Here is a 13868-nt window from a genome sequence, read left to right as displayed (position 1 = left end):
ACTGTCGAAGGTGCTCACAACGTAGCGAGGTCACCGTCGGAAGGGCCAGAAAAACGAAACCGGGGCCGACCCACGAACGTGGACCGGCCCCGGCGATCGCGCGAAACTACTTCACCGCGTCCAGAGCGTTGACGCGGCCGTGGCCGTAGTACGAGTTGTCCTTCGCCGGGCCTTCACAGACCGGCGCCGCTGTGCCGCACGGAACCGCGTCCGCCTGGTGCTCCAGCAGCCACCTCAGCGCCGCGGGCGGAGCGTGCTTGAACCGGGACGCCAGCAGCGCGGCGACACCGGCGACGTGCGGGGACGCCATCGAGGTGCCGCACTTGGCGCCGTAGCCGCCGTTGAAGATGGTCGACAGCGGGCAGCCGACACCCTGGCCCTCAGGCGGCAGCTGGGCGCGGTCGCCGCCGGGCGCGGTGACCGAAACGTCGTCACCGTAGTTGCTGTACGACGACTTCGTGCCCGCGTAGCCGATGGCCGAGACGTTGACGACGCCGTCGATGGCCTTGGGCAGGATGCCGCAGCTCTCGTCGATCGGGTGCGGGCGGTTCGGGTCGGTGGTCTGCTTGTCCGGGTCGAAACCGCTGTTGCCGGCGGCGGCGACGTTCAGCACGCCCCGTCCGGTCGAGTAGGTCACCGCGCGGCGGACGGCCTCGTACGCGGCCGCGTCGCCCGGCTCCTTCGAGCAGTAGAACATGCCCGGGTCGATGTAGTAGCTGTTGTTCGTGACCGGGAAGCGGTGCTTCGCCGCCCACATGAACCCGCACACCGCGGCCTCGGGGAGGATCAGGCCGTCGTCGTTCACGACCTTCACCGACGCCAGCTTGACGCCGGGCGCGACACCGGTGAAGCCGCGTGCGGCGTCCTTGCCCGCGATCGTGCCGGCGACGTGCGTGCCGTGGTCGGAGTTCGTGGGTGCCCAGGCGGCGGGCGTGGTGTCGGGCGCGCCGCTGTTGCAGCCTGCCGACACCTTCGGGTCGATGGCCGCCTTCAGCGCGGGGTGGGTGGGCTCGATGCCCGAGTCCAGCACGCCGACCGTCACCGAGCGGCTGCCACCGGAGATCTTGTTCGCCTCGGGAGCCTGGATCGCCCGCATGTCCCACTGCTGGGCCGACAGGTCCTGCTCGACGGCGACGCTGGTGGTCTCTTCGTTCTCCTTGGTGTCGACCACGGCGGAGCGGGTCGAGCGGGTGGAGGCCGCCGGCGGGAACGCGACGTCACGGCCGCCCGAGTAGGCGCGGAAGACACCGATCTTCGCCTGGAAGTCGGCGTTGCGGGAGGTCGCGACCGCGACCCCGATCTCCGGGTAGTACGCGACCTTCTCGCCGCACTTGGCGCGCAGCTCGTTGTCGACCTTGCGCTCCGGGGTGCGCGGGTCGTAGAGCACCACGTAGTTGAACGGCGCGCTAGCGGTGTCGCACTGGGGTGCGGGCGCGGCGCTCGCCGACGGGGCCGCGAACACACTTCCCGCCGCCGCCGCGACGAGCGCGGGGACGAGCAGGCGTCTGATCCGGGACATTCCACCTCCATGATTCGGTGGAGTGAACGTAAGCGAGCCGGACCCCGGCCAACACCGTCAAAAGGACGACAAAACCCGATCAGGCGTCAGCCTTCTCCGCGTCCCGTGACTTGGCGCCACGAAGCGTGCGCAGACCGATGAGCCCGATGATGGTGCCGAGCACGAACGAGACGACCGTCAGCACCGCGTGCACGATGAAGTATGCCGTCGGCGTGCCGTCCGCGGTCCAGGCGCGGTCACTGTCCCAGAGGTTCTTGGCGAAGGTGATCCAGATGATCCACGACCACACGCCGAAACCCAGCAGGAACATCGAAGTACCTCGCGAAATGCGCATGCCCCTGAGTATGCAGCGGGCCCGGCGACGCTACATTGCTCGGGTGCACAGCGCTATCTCCCGGTCGCTCCTGGTCCTCGTTTCCGGTGTGCTCGCCCTCGCGGTGACGCCGGTGGCCACAGCCGCCCCGAAGCCACCAGCCCAGGCGCAGCCGTGCGCGAACAAGGTGACGCCTCCCCCGCCCGTCGACACCTCCGAGAAACCGCGCCCCGGCGAGGCCGCTCCGGCGCCGCTGCCCGTGCCGCCGGTTCCGGTGGGCGGCGACCGGATGGCCGAATGCGGGCTCGTGCTCCCGAAGCGTGCGCTGAACCCGCCCGAGGGGAACACCTCCGCGTCGTGGGTGCTGCAGGATCTCGACACCGGTGACGTCATCGCGGCGAAGGATCCGCACGCCCGTCAGCGGCCGGCGTCGCTGATCAAGGTCCTGCTCGGGCTGGTCGTGGTCACCGAACTCCCGCCGGCCAAGATCGTCGTGCCGACCAAGGAGGACGCCGAGCAGGAGTGCACCTGCATGGGCATCGGCGCGGGCGGTCAGTACACAGTGGACCAGCTGCTGCACGGACTGCTGATGCACTCGGGCAACGACGCGGCGCACGCGCTCTCCACCGTGCTCGGCGGCCTGGACGCGACGCTGGCGAAGATGAACGCGCTGGCCACCCGCATCGGCACCACGGACACCCGGGCCGCGACACCGTCCGGGCTCGACGGCCCCGGCATGTCGACCTCCGCCTACGACATGAGCCTGATCTTCCACTACGCGATGAAGAACGCCGAATTCGCCAAGGTGGTCAAGACCAAGAGCTTCGAAGTCCCGGCCACCGCGGGGAAACCGGTCGTCACGATCTACAACGACAACAAACTCCTCGGCAGCTATCCCGGGTTCACCGGCGGGAAGACCGGCTTCACCGACGACGCGCGCCACACCTACGCCGGCAGCGCGGTCAAGAACGGGCATCGCGTCGGGGTCGTGATGCTGCGCGCCGAGCAGCGCCCGACCCGGGTCACCGAACAGGCCGCGAAGCTCCTCGATTACGGCATCGCGCTGCGCGAGTCCAAGGCCGAATCGGTGGGGCGCATCGAATACCGGTCACCGGAAGCGGTGAACGCGGACCCGGCCAACGCCGCGCCGGACGCCGACGGCGCGTCGAACAGCGGAGCCGCGGCCGCGGCCGAAGACCCGTTCGGCGTGACGGGCTGGATCATCACGCTGGTCGTCTTCCTGATCATCGTGGCGTCGTTCGTCGTCGGCCACCAGCGCAAGAAGGCCATGGCCGGCGAATAACGTCAGGACCTGCGACGGCCGAACCAGCCCAGCAGCGCGCCGGTCGCGAAAGCCCCGCCGACGGCGCCGAGCCCCGGCCCCTGCTGAACGGTCACCCTCGGGTGGATCAGCACCGGGGCGGGCGGCTCGATGACCGTCTTCAGGTTCTCCTTCGCCGTCGCCGTCCACGCGGTGACGAACAGCAGGAACCGCGAGACGAGGTTCGCGAACACGAGCAGGCCGATCACCGGGCCGAACAACGTGAACGCCGGAGATTTCGTGACACTGCCGAGGTAAACGGTCGCGGCCTGCTGGAGCACGATGAAACCGACCGCGGCGAAGATCGCGCCCTTGACCGCGCTGCGCAGCGCGACGTGCTCACGAGGAAGCCTCGCGATGACCCACAGGAAGACCAGGGTGTTCGCGAGCAGGCCGAGCAGGATCGTCGCGACCTTCAACAGGAACACGGCCCAGCCCTGGTTCTCGAGGCCGACCAGTTCGAGCAGGAACCGCCCGACGCCACTGCCCGCGGCGGTGAGGCCGAACGAGATCACCAGCGCGACGCCGAGCCCGACGAGGGACAGCAGGTCCTTGATGGTGGTCGACACCAGCGGGAGCTTCTGCTTTTCCTGACCCCATTGGGCGGTCAGCGCGTCACGCAGGTTCGACATCCAGCCGATGCCCGAGTACAGGGCGAGCAGGAGGCCGAACACCCCGATACCGCCGCCGGAGTCCAGCGCCGCCTTGATGATGCTGCCGACGAGGTCGCTCAGCCCTTCCGGGACCGACTTCTTGATGCCGTCGACGAGCTGGTTCGTCACCACCTGGTCGCCGGCGAGCACGATCTTGATGATCGCGAAGGCGACCATCAAGATCGGGATCACCGACAGCACGCTGAAGTAGGTGATGGCGGCGGCGTAGTGATTGCCGTAGCGCTCGGTGAAGGCGTCGTTCGCCCGGATGAGGTGATCGAGCCAGCCGTACTTCCGCCTCAGGCGCGGTAACAGCTTGTCCTGTTCCGGCTTCGCGCCGTCATCATTCGCCACCGTCAAACGCTAACCACACGGCGACGACATCGCAGCGCGAATCAGCCCGCCGGGGGAAGGAACCCGATGTTCTCGTAGACGTTCCGCAACGTCACCGAAGCGACTTCCCTGGCCCGTTGCGCACCGAGCGCCAACGCCTTGTCGAGCTCGGCGACGTCGTCCAGATAGGACTGGACGCGCTCCTGCACCGGCGTGACCCAGTCGACGAACGCCTCCGCGACACCCTTCTTCAGGTCGCCGTAACCCTTGCCCTCGTACGAGTTCTCCAGTTCGGCGACCGGCTGGTCGGTCAGCGCGGAGAGGATCGTCAGCAGGTTCGAAACGCCCGGCTTGTTCTCGGCGTCGAAGACGATCTCGCGGCCGGTGTCCGTGACCGCCGAGCGCACCTTCTTCGCCGACTTCTTCGGGTCTTCGAGCAGTTCGATGAGGCCGTTGCCGGTCGACGAGGACTTGCTCATCTTCGCGGTCGGGTCCTGCAGGTCGTAGATCTTCGCCGTGTCCTTGACGATATGCGGCTCCGGCACGGTGAACGTCTTGCCGAAGCGGTTGTTGAACCGCTGCGCGAGGTTGCGCGTCAGCTCCAGGTGCTGCCGCTGGTCCTCGCCGACGGGGACCTCGTTCGCCTGGTACAGCAGGATGTCGGCGGCCTGCAGGACCGGGTACGTGAACAGGCCGACACTGGCGCGATCGGTGCCCTGCTTCGCGGCCTTGTCCTTGAACTGCGTCATCCGGCTCGCTTCGCCGAAGCCGGTCTGGCACTCCAGCACCCAGCCCAGCTGGGCGTGCTCGGGCACGTGGCTCTGGACGAACAGCGCGCTGCGGGCCGGGTCGACCCCGAGCGCGAGCAGCTGCGCGGCCGAGCGGCGCGTGCGATCGCGCAGCACCTTCGGATCCTGCTCGACGGTGATCGCGTGCAGGTCGACGACCATGTAGAAGGTGTCGTGGGTGTCCTGCAGCCGAACCCACTGCCGCAGCGCGCCCAGGTAGTTGCCGAGGTGGAACGAGTCGGCGGTCGGCTGGATCCCGGAGAGCACGCGCGGGCGCTTCTGTTCGTCGGACACGCCCGGATTCTCTCAGGCCACGCCGCGGCGGGTCATCCGGCCTCGCCCCGGCCGAACGGTCTAAACGGTTAAACGCCACATACTTCCGACGGTTCTGGGCGCGGTGCCCGATTCCTAGCGTTCAAGGCACCGGATCTTCCGGCCACACCGAAGGAGAACCCAGATGAAGGCACGATCCCTACTGATGGGCTTGGCCATGGCGGCCGCGGCCGTCTTCTCGCTTTCCGGCGTCGCGGCGGCGGCCGAGCCCACCGGAGGCGTCCAGCCGAACATCGTCGGCGGCGGTAACGCGACCCAGGTCTACTCGTTCATGGTGTCCCAGCAGTCGAGCTCCGGCGGCCACCAGTGTGGTGGCTCACTGATCAGCTCGACCTGGGTGGTCACCGCGGCGCACTGTGGCACGCCGTACCAGGTGCGTGTCGGCACCACGAACCGCACCAGCGGCGGCACCGTCGCCCGCGTGGCCCAGCGCATCGCCCACCCGAGCGCCGACCTGGCGCTGCTGCGTCTCTCGACGGCGGTGTCGCAGGCGCCGGTCACGATCGCCGCTTCGTCCGGGGCCGTTGGCACCGCGACGCGGATCATCGGCTGGGGCCAGACCTGCCCCGTCCGCGGTGGTTGTGGCGCCCCGATCAACCTCCAGGAGCTGAACACCTCGATCGTCGCCGACACCCGGTGCAGCGGTATCAGCGGCGCCAGCGAGATCTGCACCAACAACCCCAACGGCAACTCGGGTGCCTGCTACGGCGACTCGGGCGGCCCGCAGGTCAAGCAGGTCAGCGGTGTCTGGCAGCTGGTCGGCGCGACCAGCCGCGCCGGGAACAACAGCAGCACCTGCGCGACCGGGCCGTCGATCTACGTGGACGTCCCCTACTTCCGCAGCTGGATCCGCACCAACTCCGGCGTCTGATCCGGGCCCCGCGTCGCCCCACCGTCCCCGGGGGCGACGCGGGCCCAGCCGGTTCAGCAAGGAACCGTGCGGAAGTTCGAAGAGCCGCTCCAGCAGCGCGACCGCCTTCAGGGAGTCGCACCGCTCGGGGCGGCTTCTTCCGGTCCGCCAGTAGCTCAAGGTCGCGACGCTGACCCGGACGCCCTCCAGGGCGAGCCGGTGCCGGATCCGGTCGAGGCCGAGGCCGCTGTCCGTGATCGCCCGGTCCAGGGCGCGGGGGAAGGGGTCACCGGGCCGGCTGCGACGCCGTGTCACCGTCATGGACCCGAGCGTGGCGATCAGCGAGCGGCTAAACAATCCGGGCGGGACTAGGTGTACCTACCCAAGAAATCCGCCGACCTGCGTTTCGCGGGCTAAACGCGATCCGCCCGGTCCAGGCACCGACCTGCGTTTAGCGGGCTAAACGCGATCCGCCCGGTCCAGGCACCGACCTGCGTTTAGCCCCCTAATCGCGATCCGGGGCCGGGAGGCGCAGGTCAGGGGCGCGGCTGGCGAGTGAGGGCGTCGTCCGCGAGCACGGCCTCGGCCATCGCCGCGACGTGCGGGGTGGCGGGCTGCGCCGGGGCGGGAGCGGGGGCGACGGCGGCCGCGCGGGCCTTCCGGCGCTGACGGAACACGCCGAAGGCCATCCCGACGACACCGAGCGCGACGGCGATCAAGCCGACCGGGCCCAGAAGACCGAACGCCATCTCCGAGCGCGACGTCGCGTCCGCCGCCGACGCCGGGACCGCGCCCGCGACGAGCAGCGCGACCGGGATCGCGATGACCGCCGCGGCCCTGGCCGCGGGCAGCGCCGATCGCATCAGGAGATGAACTGCGTTCCGCACCGGAGTGCCTCCCGTGACGTGACATTGCCGAACCGGAACGCTAACCCGAACGAGTGAGCATTTCCAGGCTGCTGGTCAAAAAACTACCGAGCGTGTCAAGACCTGTGGGTTCTGATCAACTCGGGGCACGAGACTAGCCCCTCACAGGGGGGATGTTTCGAGCACCCCTCTTCTCAGAGTTGTCGCGCGCGAAGCGGTTTCCGACAAAAGCGGACAAGGGTTTGGGCCATTCGGCTGTCAAGCGCGGCCGAACAGGCAGTATCCGGCTTTCGCCGGTTGGTTTCTTGTGCGCAATGGTCTATACCTGTTGGCCATACCCCTTAAAAGGTATAGACCAATCTCCCTGCATGGTCCCCTCGTACGAAGGAGCCACCGATGTCTCTTCGACGTATCCTCGCGGCGGTCGCCGCCACCTTCGCCGCCACCACGGTCGCCGTGGTCGTCCCGGCCCAGTCCGCCTCCGCCGCGGACTGCGTGGCGCCGTGGAACGCGAGCTCGGTCTACTGGGGCGGCAACACCGCCTCCTACAACGGGCACAACTGGTCCGCGAAGTGGTGGACGCAGAACGAAACCCCAGGTAGCGCGCAGGTCTGGGCCGATCAGGGCACCTGCGGCGGCGGCACGACCAACCCGCCGAACCCGTCCGGCTTCGTGGTCAGCGAGGCCCAGTTCAACCAGATGTTCCCGAGCCGGAACCCCTTCTACACCTACAACGGCCTGGTCACCGCCCTGAGCGCGTACCCGGCCTTCGCGGGCACGGGCAGCGACACCGTGAAGAAGCAGGAAGCCGCGGCCTTCCTGGCGAACGTCAGCCATGAGACCGGCGGCCTCGTCCATATCGTCGAACAGAACGAGGCCAACTACCCGCACTACTGCGACACGAGCCAGTCCTACGGCTGCCCGGCGGGCAACGCCGCGTACTACGGCCGCGGCCCGATCCAGCTGAGCTGGAACTTCAACTACAAGGCCGCCGGCGACGCGCTGGGCCTGCCGCTGCTGACCAACCCGTGGCTGGTGCAGAACGACGCGGCCGTCGCCTGGAAGACCGGCATCTGGTACTGGATGACCCAGAACGGCCCCGGCACGATGACCCCGCACAACGCGATGGTCAACAGCCGCGGCTTCGGTGAGACCATCCGCAGCATCAACGGCAGCATCGAGTGCAACGGCGGCAACCCCGCCCAGGTGCAGAGCCGCGTGAACAAGTACCAGCAGTTCACCGGCATCCTCGGCGTGAGCCCGGGCGGCAACCTGTACTGCTGATCCATCCAGGGTGCCGAAGGGGCCCTTCGCCACATATGACGCGGCGAAGGGCCCCTTCAGCGTTCGAGGGATGTCAGCAGCCGTCGCAGCGAAGCGTCCAGGACTGCGAGATCCTCGCCGAGCGGCGAGAATAGCTTCGCGACGTTCTCCGTGTGCTCGGTCATCGCGGCGTCGACGACTTCGAACCCGCGCGCGGTCAGCGTGACCCGGAAGCTGCGCCGGTCTTCCGGATCCAGCGCCCGTTCCACCAGTCCCGCCGACTCGAGCCGGTCGATCCTGCTGGTCATCCCGGCCCTGGACATCATCAGCGTCGCGGAAAGCTCGGAGGGGATCAGCGTGTACGGCTCCCCGGATCGCCTGAGCGCCGCGAGCACATCGAACTCCCCCTGCTTCAAGCCGTGCTTCGCGAACACGGCTTCCACCTTGGGAGTGGCCAGCATCGCCACGCGGCCGAGGCGGCCCGCGACCCCGATCGCCGTCAAGTCCAGCTCCGGCCGCTCACGGCGCCACGCGCCGACGACCGCGTCGATCGCGTCCGTGTTTCGTTCTTCGCTCACGGACGCAGTCTATTCGACGGGAGATAGTTTGACAGCGAACTATCAGCGATGGAACCATCTTGGGTATGACTCAGCGCATCGAAACCCGTGAACCCGTCCTCGTCCGCGCCGCCGAAGCCGAGACCGTCGGCGCGGCCCCCTCTCTCGTCACGCTGCTCGCCGACGTCTCGACCACAGGCGGAGTTCTGAGCAGCGTGCGAACACGGTTGGGCGTCGGCGCCGATGGAGCCGCGCCGCACTATCACACCGGTTCCGCCGAGATGTTCTTCATGCTCGGCGGAAAGCTGGAAGTCCTTGTGGGAGAAGAGATCGTCACCGTTTCCGAAGGCGACATGCTGGTCGTCCCGCCACTGACCACCCACGCTTTCCGCGCGGCCGTGGACTCACTGGCGGACGTCCTGATCGTGTTCATCCCCGGCGTGGAACGGTTCGACTACTTCCGCCTGCTGGAGAAGGTCGGACACGGCGAAGCGACCGTCCAGGATCTCTTGGACAGTCAGGAAAAGTTCGACAACCACTTCGTCGAGAGTCCAGTGTGGACGGAGAGCGCGAAGTCCCGTCAGTAACCGCGCGGCGGGTACCCCGGTGGCGGATATCCGGGCTGCGGGTACTGCGGTGGTGGATAGTGCGGTGGCGGATAACCCTGATGCTGCGGCGGATACGGTTGCTGTCCGTACTGCGGCGGAGGCGGATACTGCTGCGGGTAGCCGGGATTCCGCGGTGGATACGGCTGGTGCGGGTACTGGGGCTGTTGCGGCGGAGGCGGCGCGGCCGGCTGACCGCCACCGAGGTGGAACGGCAGCAACGACACCAGTTGCGCGAGACGCCCCAGCGTCGAAAGCACCTCATCCGGCTTGGTCCGGCCGAACGTCGGATTCTCGACGTAGACCAGTTCCGCGCCCACCAGCGACCAGGTGTGCAGCTTCAAGGAGCGCATCGTGGCGGCGACCTGGGGCGTCAGCACGGCGACCGCGACGTTCGGGTCGGTGTCGATCAGCTTGTACCAGCGGTTGAACTTCCGGTCCGCGGTGGCGGGCTCCGGATACTGCTCGACGTCCCAGGCGGACTCGATACTCGACACGATCTGGAAGTTCGGCATCGGCGCGGGCAGGGTGACGGCCCAGACCGTGTCGATCGAGATCGTGTCGAGCTCGTTGACCTTCTTGTTGGTCCACCGCGTGTGCACGCTCGTGACCGTCGGGCGGCGGTGGTAGTCGAAGACGCTGAACCGCAGCCCTTGGTACATGCCGTTCAGCGCGCCGAACGCCATCCGCTTGTCGCCGCGCTGGTTGAACGGCAGCACCGTCCACCGTTCCAGCATGTTCGGCGCGTCCGGGCTGAACTCCCACCCGTACTGGCCGGACATCGCGTAGCGCTCGGCGTTCGTCGCCTCGATGCGTCTGGCTTCGTTCGTCTCCATGACCGGACCAGGCTAGCCGGAGTAGGTCGCCGTCACCGGCGCGTGGTCGGACCAGCGCCGGTCGTAGGACTCGGCGCGCTCGACCACGACGGAGGTGCACCGCTCGGCCAGGCCGGGGGTGGCGATCTGGCAGTCGATGCGCCAGCCGGTGTCGTTGTCGAACGCCTTCCCGCGGTACGACCACCAGGTGTACGGGCCGGGGCCTTCCGGGTCGAGCTTGCGCTGCACGTCGACGTAGCCGGCCTCGCTGAACACGCGGCCGAGCCATTCCCGCTCCTCCGGCAGGAAGCCCGAGCTCTTCTGGTTCCCGCGCCAGTTCTTCAGGTCGATCTTGTCGTAGGCGATGTTCCAGTCGCCCACGACGACGACCTCACGGCCGCCTGCCTCGGCCTTGGCGCGCAGGTCGACGAGGTACGGCAGGAACGCCGTCATGAAGCGCTCCTTTTCGTCCTGACGCGGGGTTCCGACGTCGCCGCTGGGCAGGTACAGGCTCGCGACCACGACATTCGGCAGGTGGATCTCGGCGTAGCGTCCGCTGTCCTCGAATTCGGGCTCGCCGAAACCGATGCGGACCTCTTCCGGCTCCGCCCGGCTGAAGAGCATGACGCCGTTTCGCCCCTTCTGCGCCGACGGCGCGTGCACCACGTGCCAGCCTTCGGGCGCGGCGGCACCGGCCGGGAGCTCCTTGAGCTCGGCCCGGACCTCCTGGCAGGCGACGACATCGGCCTTCGTCGAGCCCAGCCACTCGACGAAGCCCTTTTTCGCGGCGGCACGAAGGCCGTTGACATTCACAGTGGAGACGGTCAGCACCCGTCGCACGCTACCCGGAGGGTCCGACAGAACCGGCAGGGCGTTCGCTCTGCGAGACTGCGCGCATGAGCGAGCTGACCGTGCTGGGCAGCTGCGGCGCCTGGCCGGAACCCGGCCGGGCCTGCGCCGGTTTCCTCCTGGTCCACGAGGGTTTCAAAGTCGTGCTCGACCTCGGCTACGGCGCCGCGTCACGGCTGTTCGAGCACTGCCCGGGCGGCCGGGTCGACGCGGTGGTGGTGACGCACGAGCATCCCGATCACTGCGCCGACGTGAGCGCGCTCGGCCGGGCGCGTGCCTACGGGCTGCCGGACGAGCCGAGGATCCCGTTGCACTGCACTCCGGGCACGGTACGCCGGCTCGAAGCGCTGGAGCCGCGACCGCATCCGACGACGATCTTCGACGTGCGCGAACTCGGCCCGCCACGCGAGGTCGGGCCGTTCCGGATGACCACGTTCCTGCTTCCGCACCATGTGCCGAACTACGGAGTCCGCCTGACCGCGCCCGGGCTCACCGTCGCCTACACCGGTGACAGCGGGCCGAGCCCGATCCTCGCGGAGCTGGCGCGTGACGCGGACCTCCTCATCGCCGACGCCACGCTTCAGGGACCGTCGCCCGACGAGACGCCGCGTCTGGTGTCGACGGCGGGCGAGGCCGGGTACTGGGCCGAGCGAGGCGGTGCCCAGCGACTGCTGCTGACCCACTTCTGGCCCGGTTCCGACCGCGCGGTTTCGGTGGCCGAAGCGCGGAGCGAGTTCAGCGGCGAGGTGCTGGCGGCCGAGGAAGGCGCCCACCTGCGTTTAGCGGGCTAAACGCGATCCCGCAGGTCAGCGCACCCGACGCGCGTTTAGCGGGCTAAACGCGATCCCCCAGGTCAGAGCCCACTTGCGTTTCGCGGGCTAAACGCGAAGCCGCAGGTCACGGGCCGCATTTCGCGCCTTCGACCGGGCGCGCGAACTCGGCGGAGACCCACTTGCCCTCGGCGATCTTGCGGAAGCCGTTCTCGACCACCGGCTGCGCGTCGATCTTCGCGTCCTTGACGTACTTGCCGACGATCTTCTGCCCGCCGGGGGCGTCGCGCGCGTTGAGCACGTCGGCCGTCACCACGACCTGGCAACCGGTCGGGCTCGACGCGCTCGACTCCCTGTCCTGTCCCGAGATGGCGACGACGACGATCAGCGCCAGTCCGCCGCCGACGAACAAGACCGGTTTCGAGATGGCCATGGTGGTCACTCCTCGAACAAGGGAATCGTTTTCTGTCCGGTACAGAGTGGCAGAAGCCGGGGCGGCCGCCCAGATCCAGGATTGCCAACCACCCGGAGGCGCCAACCCCGGCCGGTCACGGGCTACCCACCGTCACAACGCGAAAAGGCCCCCTTCCGCGAGGGAAGGGGGCCTTCAAGCGCTTACGCGACTCAGCCCTGGGCGATCTTCTTGGCCAGGTTGGCGTCCAGCGTCGCGAGGAACTCCTCGGTGGTCTGGAAGGCCTGGTCCTTGCTGATCAGCAGCGCGAGGTCCTTGGTCATCTTGCCGCTCTCGACGGTCTCGACGACGACCTGCTCCAGCTTGTTCGCGAACCCGATCAGCTCCGGGTTCGAGTCCAGCTTGCCGCGGTGCTCGAGGCCCCGGGTCCACGCGTAGATGGACGCGATCGGGTTGGTCGAGGTCGGCTTGCCCTGCTGGTGCTGGCGGTAGTGCCGGGTCACGGTGCCGTGCGCGGCCTCGGCCTCGACGGTCTTGCCGTCCGGGGTGCGCAGCACCGACGTCATCAGGCCCAGCGAGCCGAAGCCCTGCGCGACCGTGTCGGACTGGACGTCACCGTCGTAGTTCTTGCAGGCCCAGACGTAGCCGCCCTCCCACTTCATCGCCGCGGCGACCATGTCGTCGATCAGGCGGTGCTCGTAGGAGATGCCCTTGGCGTCGAAGTCGGCCTTGAATTCGGCCTGGTAGATCTCCTCGAACACGTCCTTGAACATGCCGTCGTAGGCCTTGAGGATGGTGTTCTTGGTCGACATGTAGACCGGGTACTCACGGTCGAGGCCGTACTGCAGCGAGGCGCGCGCGAAGTCCTCGATGGACTTGCGGTAGTTGTACATCCCCATGGCGACGCCGCCGCCCTCGGGGAACTTCGCGACCTCGAACTCCATCGGCTCGGAGCCGTCGTCCGGGGTGTAGCTGATGGTCAGCGTGCCGGGACCCGGGACCTTGAAGTTGGTCGCCTTGTACTGGTCACCGTGCGCGTGACGGCCGATGATGATCGGCTTGGTCCAGCCGGGCACCAGACGCGGGATGTTCTGGATGACGATCGGCTCGCGGAAGATCACACCGCCGAGGATGTTGCGGATCGTGCCGTTCGGCGAGAGCCACATCTTCTTCAGGCCGAACTCTTCGACGCGCGCCTCGTCCGGCGTGATCGTGGCGCACTTGACGCCGACGCCGTGCTTCTTGATCGCGTTGGCCGAGTCGACGGTGACCTGGTCGTCGGTGCGGTCCCGCTCCTCGATACCCAGGTCGTAGTACTCCAGGTTCACGTCCAGGTACGGGTGGATCAGCCTGTCCTTGATGAACTGCCAAATGATGCGGGTCATCTCATCGCCGTCGAGCTCGACGACGGTGCCCTGGACCTTGATCTTGGCCATGAGCAGCGGTGCTCCTTCCGCGGATCTTCGCGTTCTACTTCAGTCTCTCCGGTAGCGGTACAAGCGTACTGCTTAACGGTCCTGGATGGTTCCAGTAGTGGTCGGTATCAAGTCTCCACGAGGCCGTTGTGACCGACGTCACCCGGTCGGACGACGGCCATCCGGCCGTCACGGAACCACGCGAG

The 13868-nt window shown here is 68.0% G+C and carries 15 protein-coding genes; 5 read left to right on the top strand and 10 right to left on the bottom strand.

What is annotated here, in order from left to right; translation table 11 throughout:
• Positions 1-106: 106 nt before the first annotated feature.
• Complete coding sequence (locus DMH01_RS27430; RefSeq protein ID WP_125680089.1) at positions 107-1519, bottom strand: S8 family serine peptidase; 1413 nt, start codon at positions 1517-1519, stop codon at positions 107-109.
• Positions 1520-1598: 79 nt separating this feature from the next.
• Positions 1599-1853: an SCO4848 family membrane protein gene (locus DMH01_RS27425; RefSeq protein ID WP_125680088.1), complete on the bottom strand. Its 255-nt coding sequence runs from the start codon at positions 1851-1853 to the stop codon at positions 1599-1601.
• Positions 1854-1896: 43 nt separating this feature from the next.
• Here DMH01_RS27425 and DMH01_RS27420 point away from each other — a divergent pair, with 43 nt between their 5' ends.
• Positions 1897-3135 (top strand): D-alanyl-D-alanine carboxypeptidase family protein, encoded by a 1239-nt coding sequence (locus tag DMH01_RS27420; RefSeq protein ID WP_125680087.1) that lies wholly within the window; start codon positions 1897-1899, stop codon positions 3133-3135.
• Positions 3136-3137: 2 nt separating this feature from the next.
• Here the strand turns inward: DMH01_RS27420 and DMH01_RS27415 are convergent, their stop codons facing one another.
• Together DMH01_RS27415 and trpS are read right to left on the bottom strand one after the other, a co-directional pair.
• Complete coding sequence (locus tag DMH01_RS27415; RefSeq protein ID WP_125680086.1) at positions 3138-4166, bottom strand: YhjD/YihY/BrkB family envelope integrity protein; 1029 nt, start codon at positions 4164-4166, stop codon at positions 3138-3140.
• Between the two features lie 35 nt (positions 4167-4201).
• A complete protein-coding gene (gene trpS, locus DMH01_RS27410) occupies positions 4202-5221 on the bottom strand; it encodes a tryptophan--tRNA ligase (RefSeq protein WP_125680085.1) in 1020 nt (339 codons plus the stop codon).
• 163 nt (positions 5222-5384) lie between these two features.
• On the opposite strand from trpS, the gene DMH01_RS27405 reads away from it, so the two are divergent.
• Complete coding sequence (locus DMH01_RS27405) at positions 5385-6131, top strand: trypsin-like serine protease (protein WP_125680084.1); 747 nt, start codon at positions 5385-5387, stop codon at positions 6129-6131.
• 515 nt (positions 6132-6646) lie between these two features.
• Here the strand turns inward: DMH01_RS27405 and DMH01_RS27395 are convergent.
• Positions 6647-6973 (bottom strand): hypothetical protein, encoded by a 327-nt coding sequence (locus DMH01_RS27395; protein ID WP_125680413.1) that lies wholly within the window; start codon positions 6971-6973, stop codon positions 6647-6649.
• A 399-nt stretch (positions 6974-7372) separates the two neighbouring features.
• Between DMH01_RS27395 and DMH01_RS27390 the strand changes: the two genes are divergently transcribed.
• Positions 7373-8260 carry a glycoside hydrolase family 19 protein gene (locus DMH01_RS27390; RefSeq protein ID WP_125680083.1) on the top strand — a complete coding sequence of 296 codons (888 nt, stop codon included), beginning with the start codon at positions 7373-7375 and terminating at the stop codon, positions 8258-8260.
• Between the two features lie 56 nt (positions 8261-8316).
• On the opposite strand, the gene DMH01_RS27385 is transcribed toward DMH01_RS27390, so the two are convergent.
• On the bottom strand, positions 8317-8817 hold the full coding sequence (locus tag DMH01_RS27385) for a MarR family winged helix-turn-helix transcriptional regulator (protein ID WP_125680082.1): 501 nt from the start codon (positions 8815-8817) through the stop codon (positions 8317-8319).
• A gap of 65 nt (positions 8818-8882) precedes the next feature.
• Here DMH01_RS27385 and DMH01_RS27380 point away from each other — a divergent pair, with 65 nt between their 5' ends.
• Positions 8883-9383, top strand: a complete 501-nt coding sequence (locus DMH01_RS27380; RefSeq protein WP_125680081.1) for a cupin domain-containing protein — start codon at positions 8883-8885, stop codon at positions 9381-9383.
• On the opposite strand, the gene DMH01_RS27375 is transcribed toward DMH01_RS27380, so the two are convergent.
• Together DMH01_RS27375 and DMH01_RS27370 are read right to left on the bottom strand one after the other, a co-directional pair.
• Positions 9377-10237, bottom strand: a complete 861-nt coding sequence (locus DMH01_RS27375; RefSeq protein ID WP_125680080.1) for a hypothetical protein — start codon at positions 10235-10237, stop codon at positions 9377-9379. The genes DMH01_RS27380 and DMH01_RS27375 overlap by 7 nt on opposite strands.
• Positions 10238-10249: 12 nt before the next feature.
• Positions 10250-11056, bottom strand: coding sequence for an exodeoxyribonuclease III (locus tag DMH01_RS27370; protein WP_034304559.1), 807 nt, complete (start codon positions 11054-11056; stop codon positions 10250-10252).
• A gap of 56 nt (positions 11057-11112) precedes the next feature.
• On the opposite strand from DMH01_RS27370, the gene DMH01_RS27365 reads away from it, so the two are divergent.
• Positions 11113-11856, top strand: coding sequence for an MBL fold metallo-hydrolase (locus DMH01_RS27365; RefSeq protein WP_125680079.1), 744 nt, complete (start codon positions 11113-11115; stop codon positions 11854-11856).
• Positions 11857-11962: 106 nt separating this feature from the next.
• On the opposite strand, the gene DMH01_RS27360 is transcribed toward DMH01_RS27365, so the two are convergent.
• Entirely contained in the window at positions 11963-12268 is a 306-nt protein-coding gene (locus DMH01_RS27360; protein WP_125680078.1) for an SH3 domain-containing protein, read from the bottom strand.
• Between the two features lie 191 nt (positions 12269-12459).
• Positions 12460-13683, bottom strand: a complete 1224-nt coding sequence (locus DMH01_RS27355; RefSeq protein WP_034304555.1) for an NADP-dependent isocitrate dehydrogenase — start codon at positions 13681-13683, stop codon at positions 12460-12462.
• Positions 13684-13868 lie beyond the last annotated feature (185 nt).

Source organism: Amycolatopsis sp. WAC 04182, from assembly GCF_003947465.1.
Taxonomy (GTDB): Bacteria; Actinomycetota; Actinomycetes; order Mycobacteriales; family Pseudonocardiaceae; genus Amycolatopsis.
This window is presented reverse-complemented; position numbering and strand designations above follow the sequence as displayed.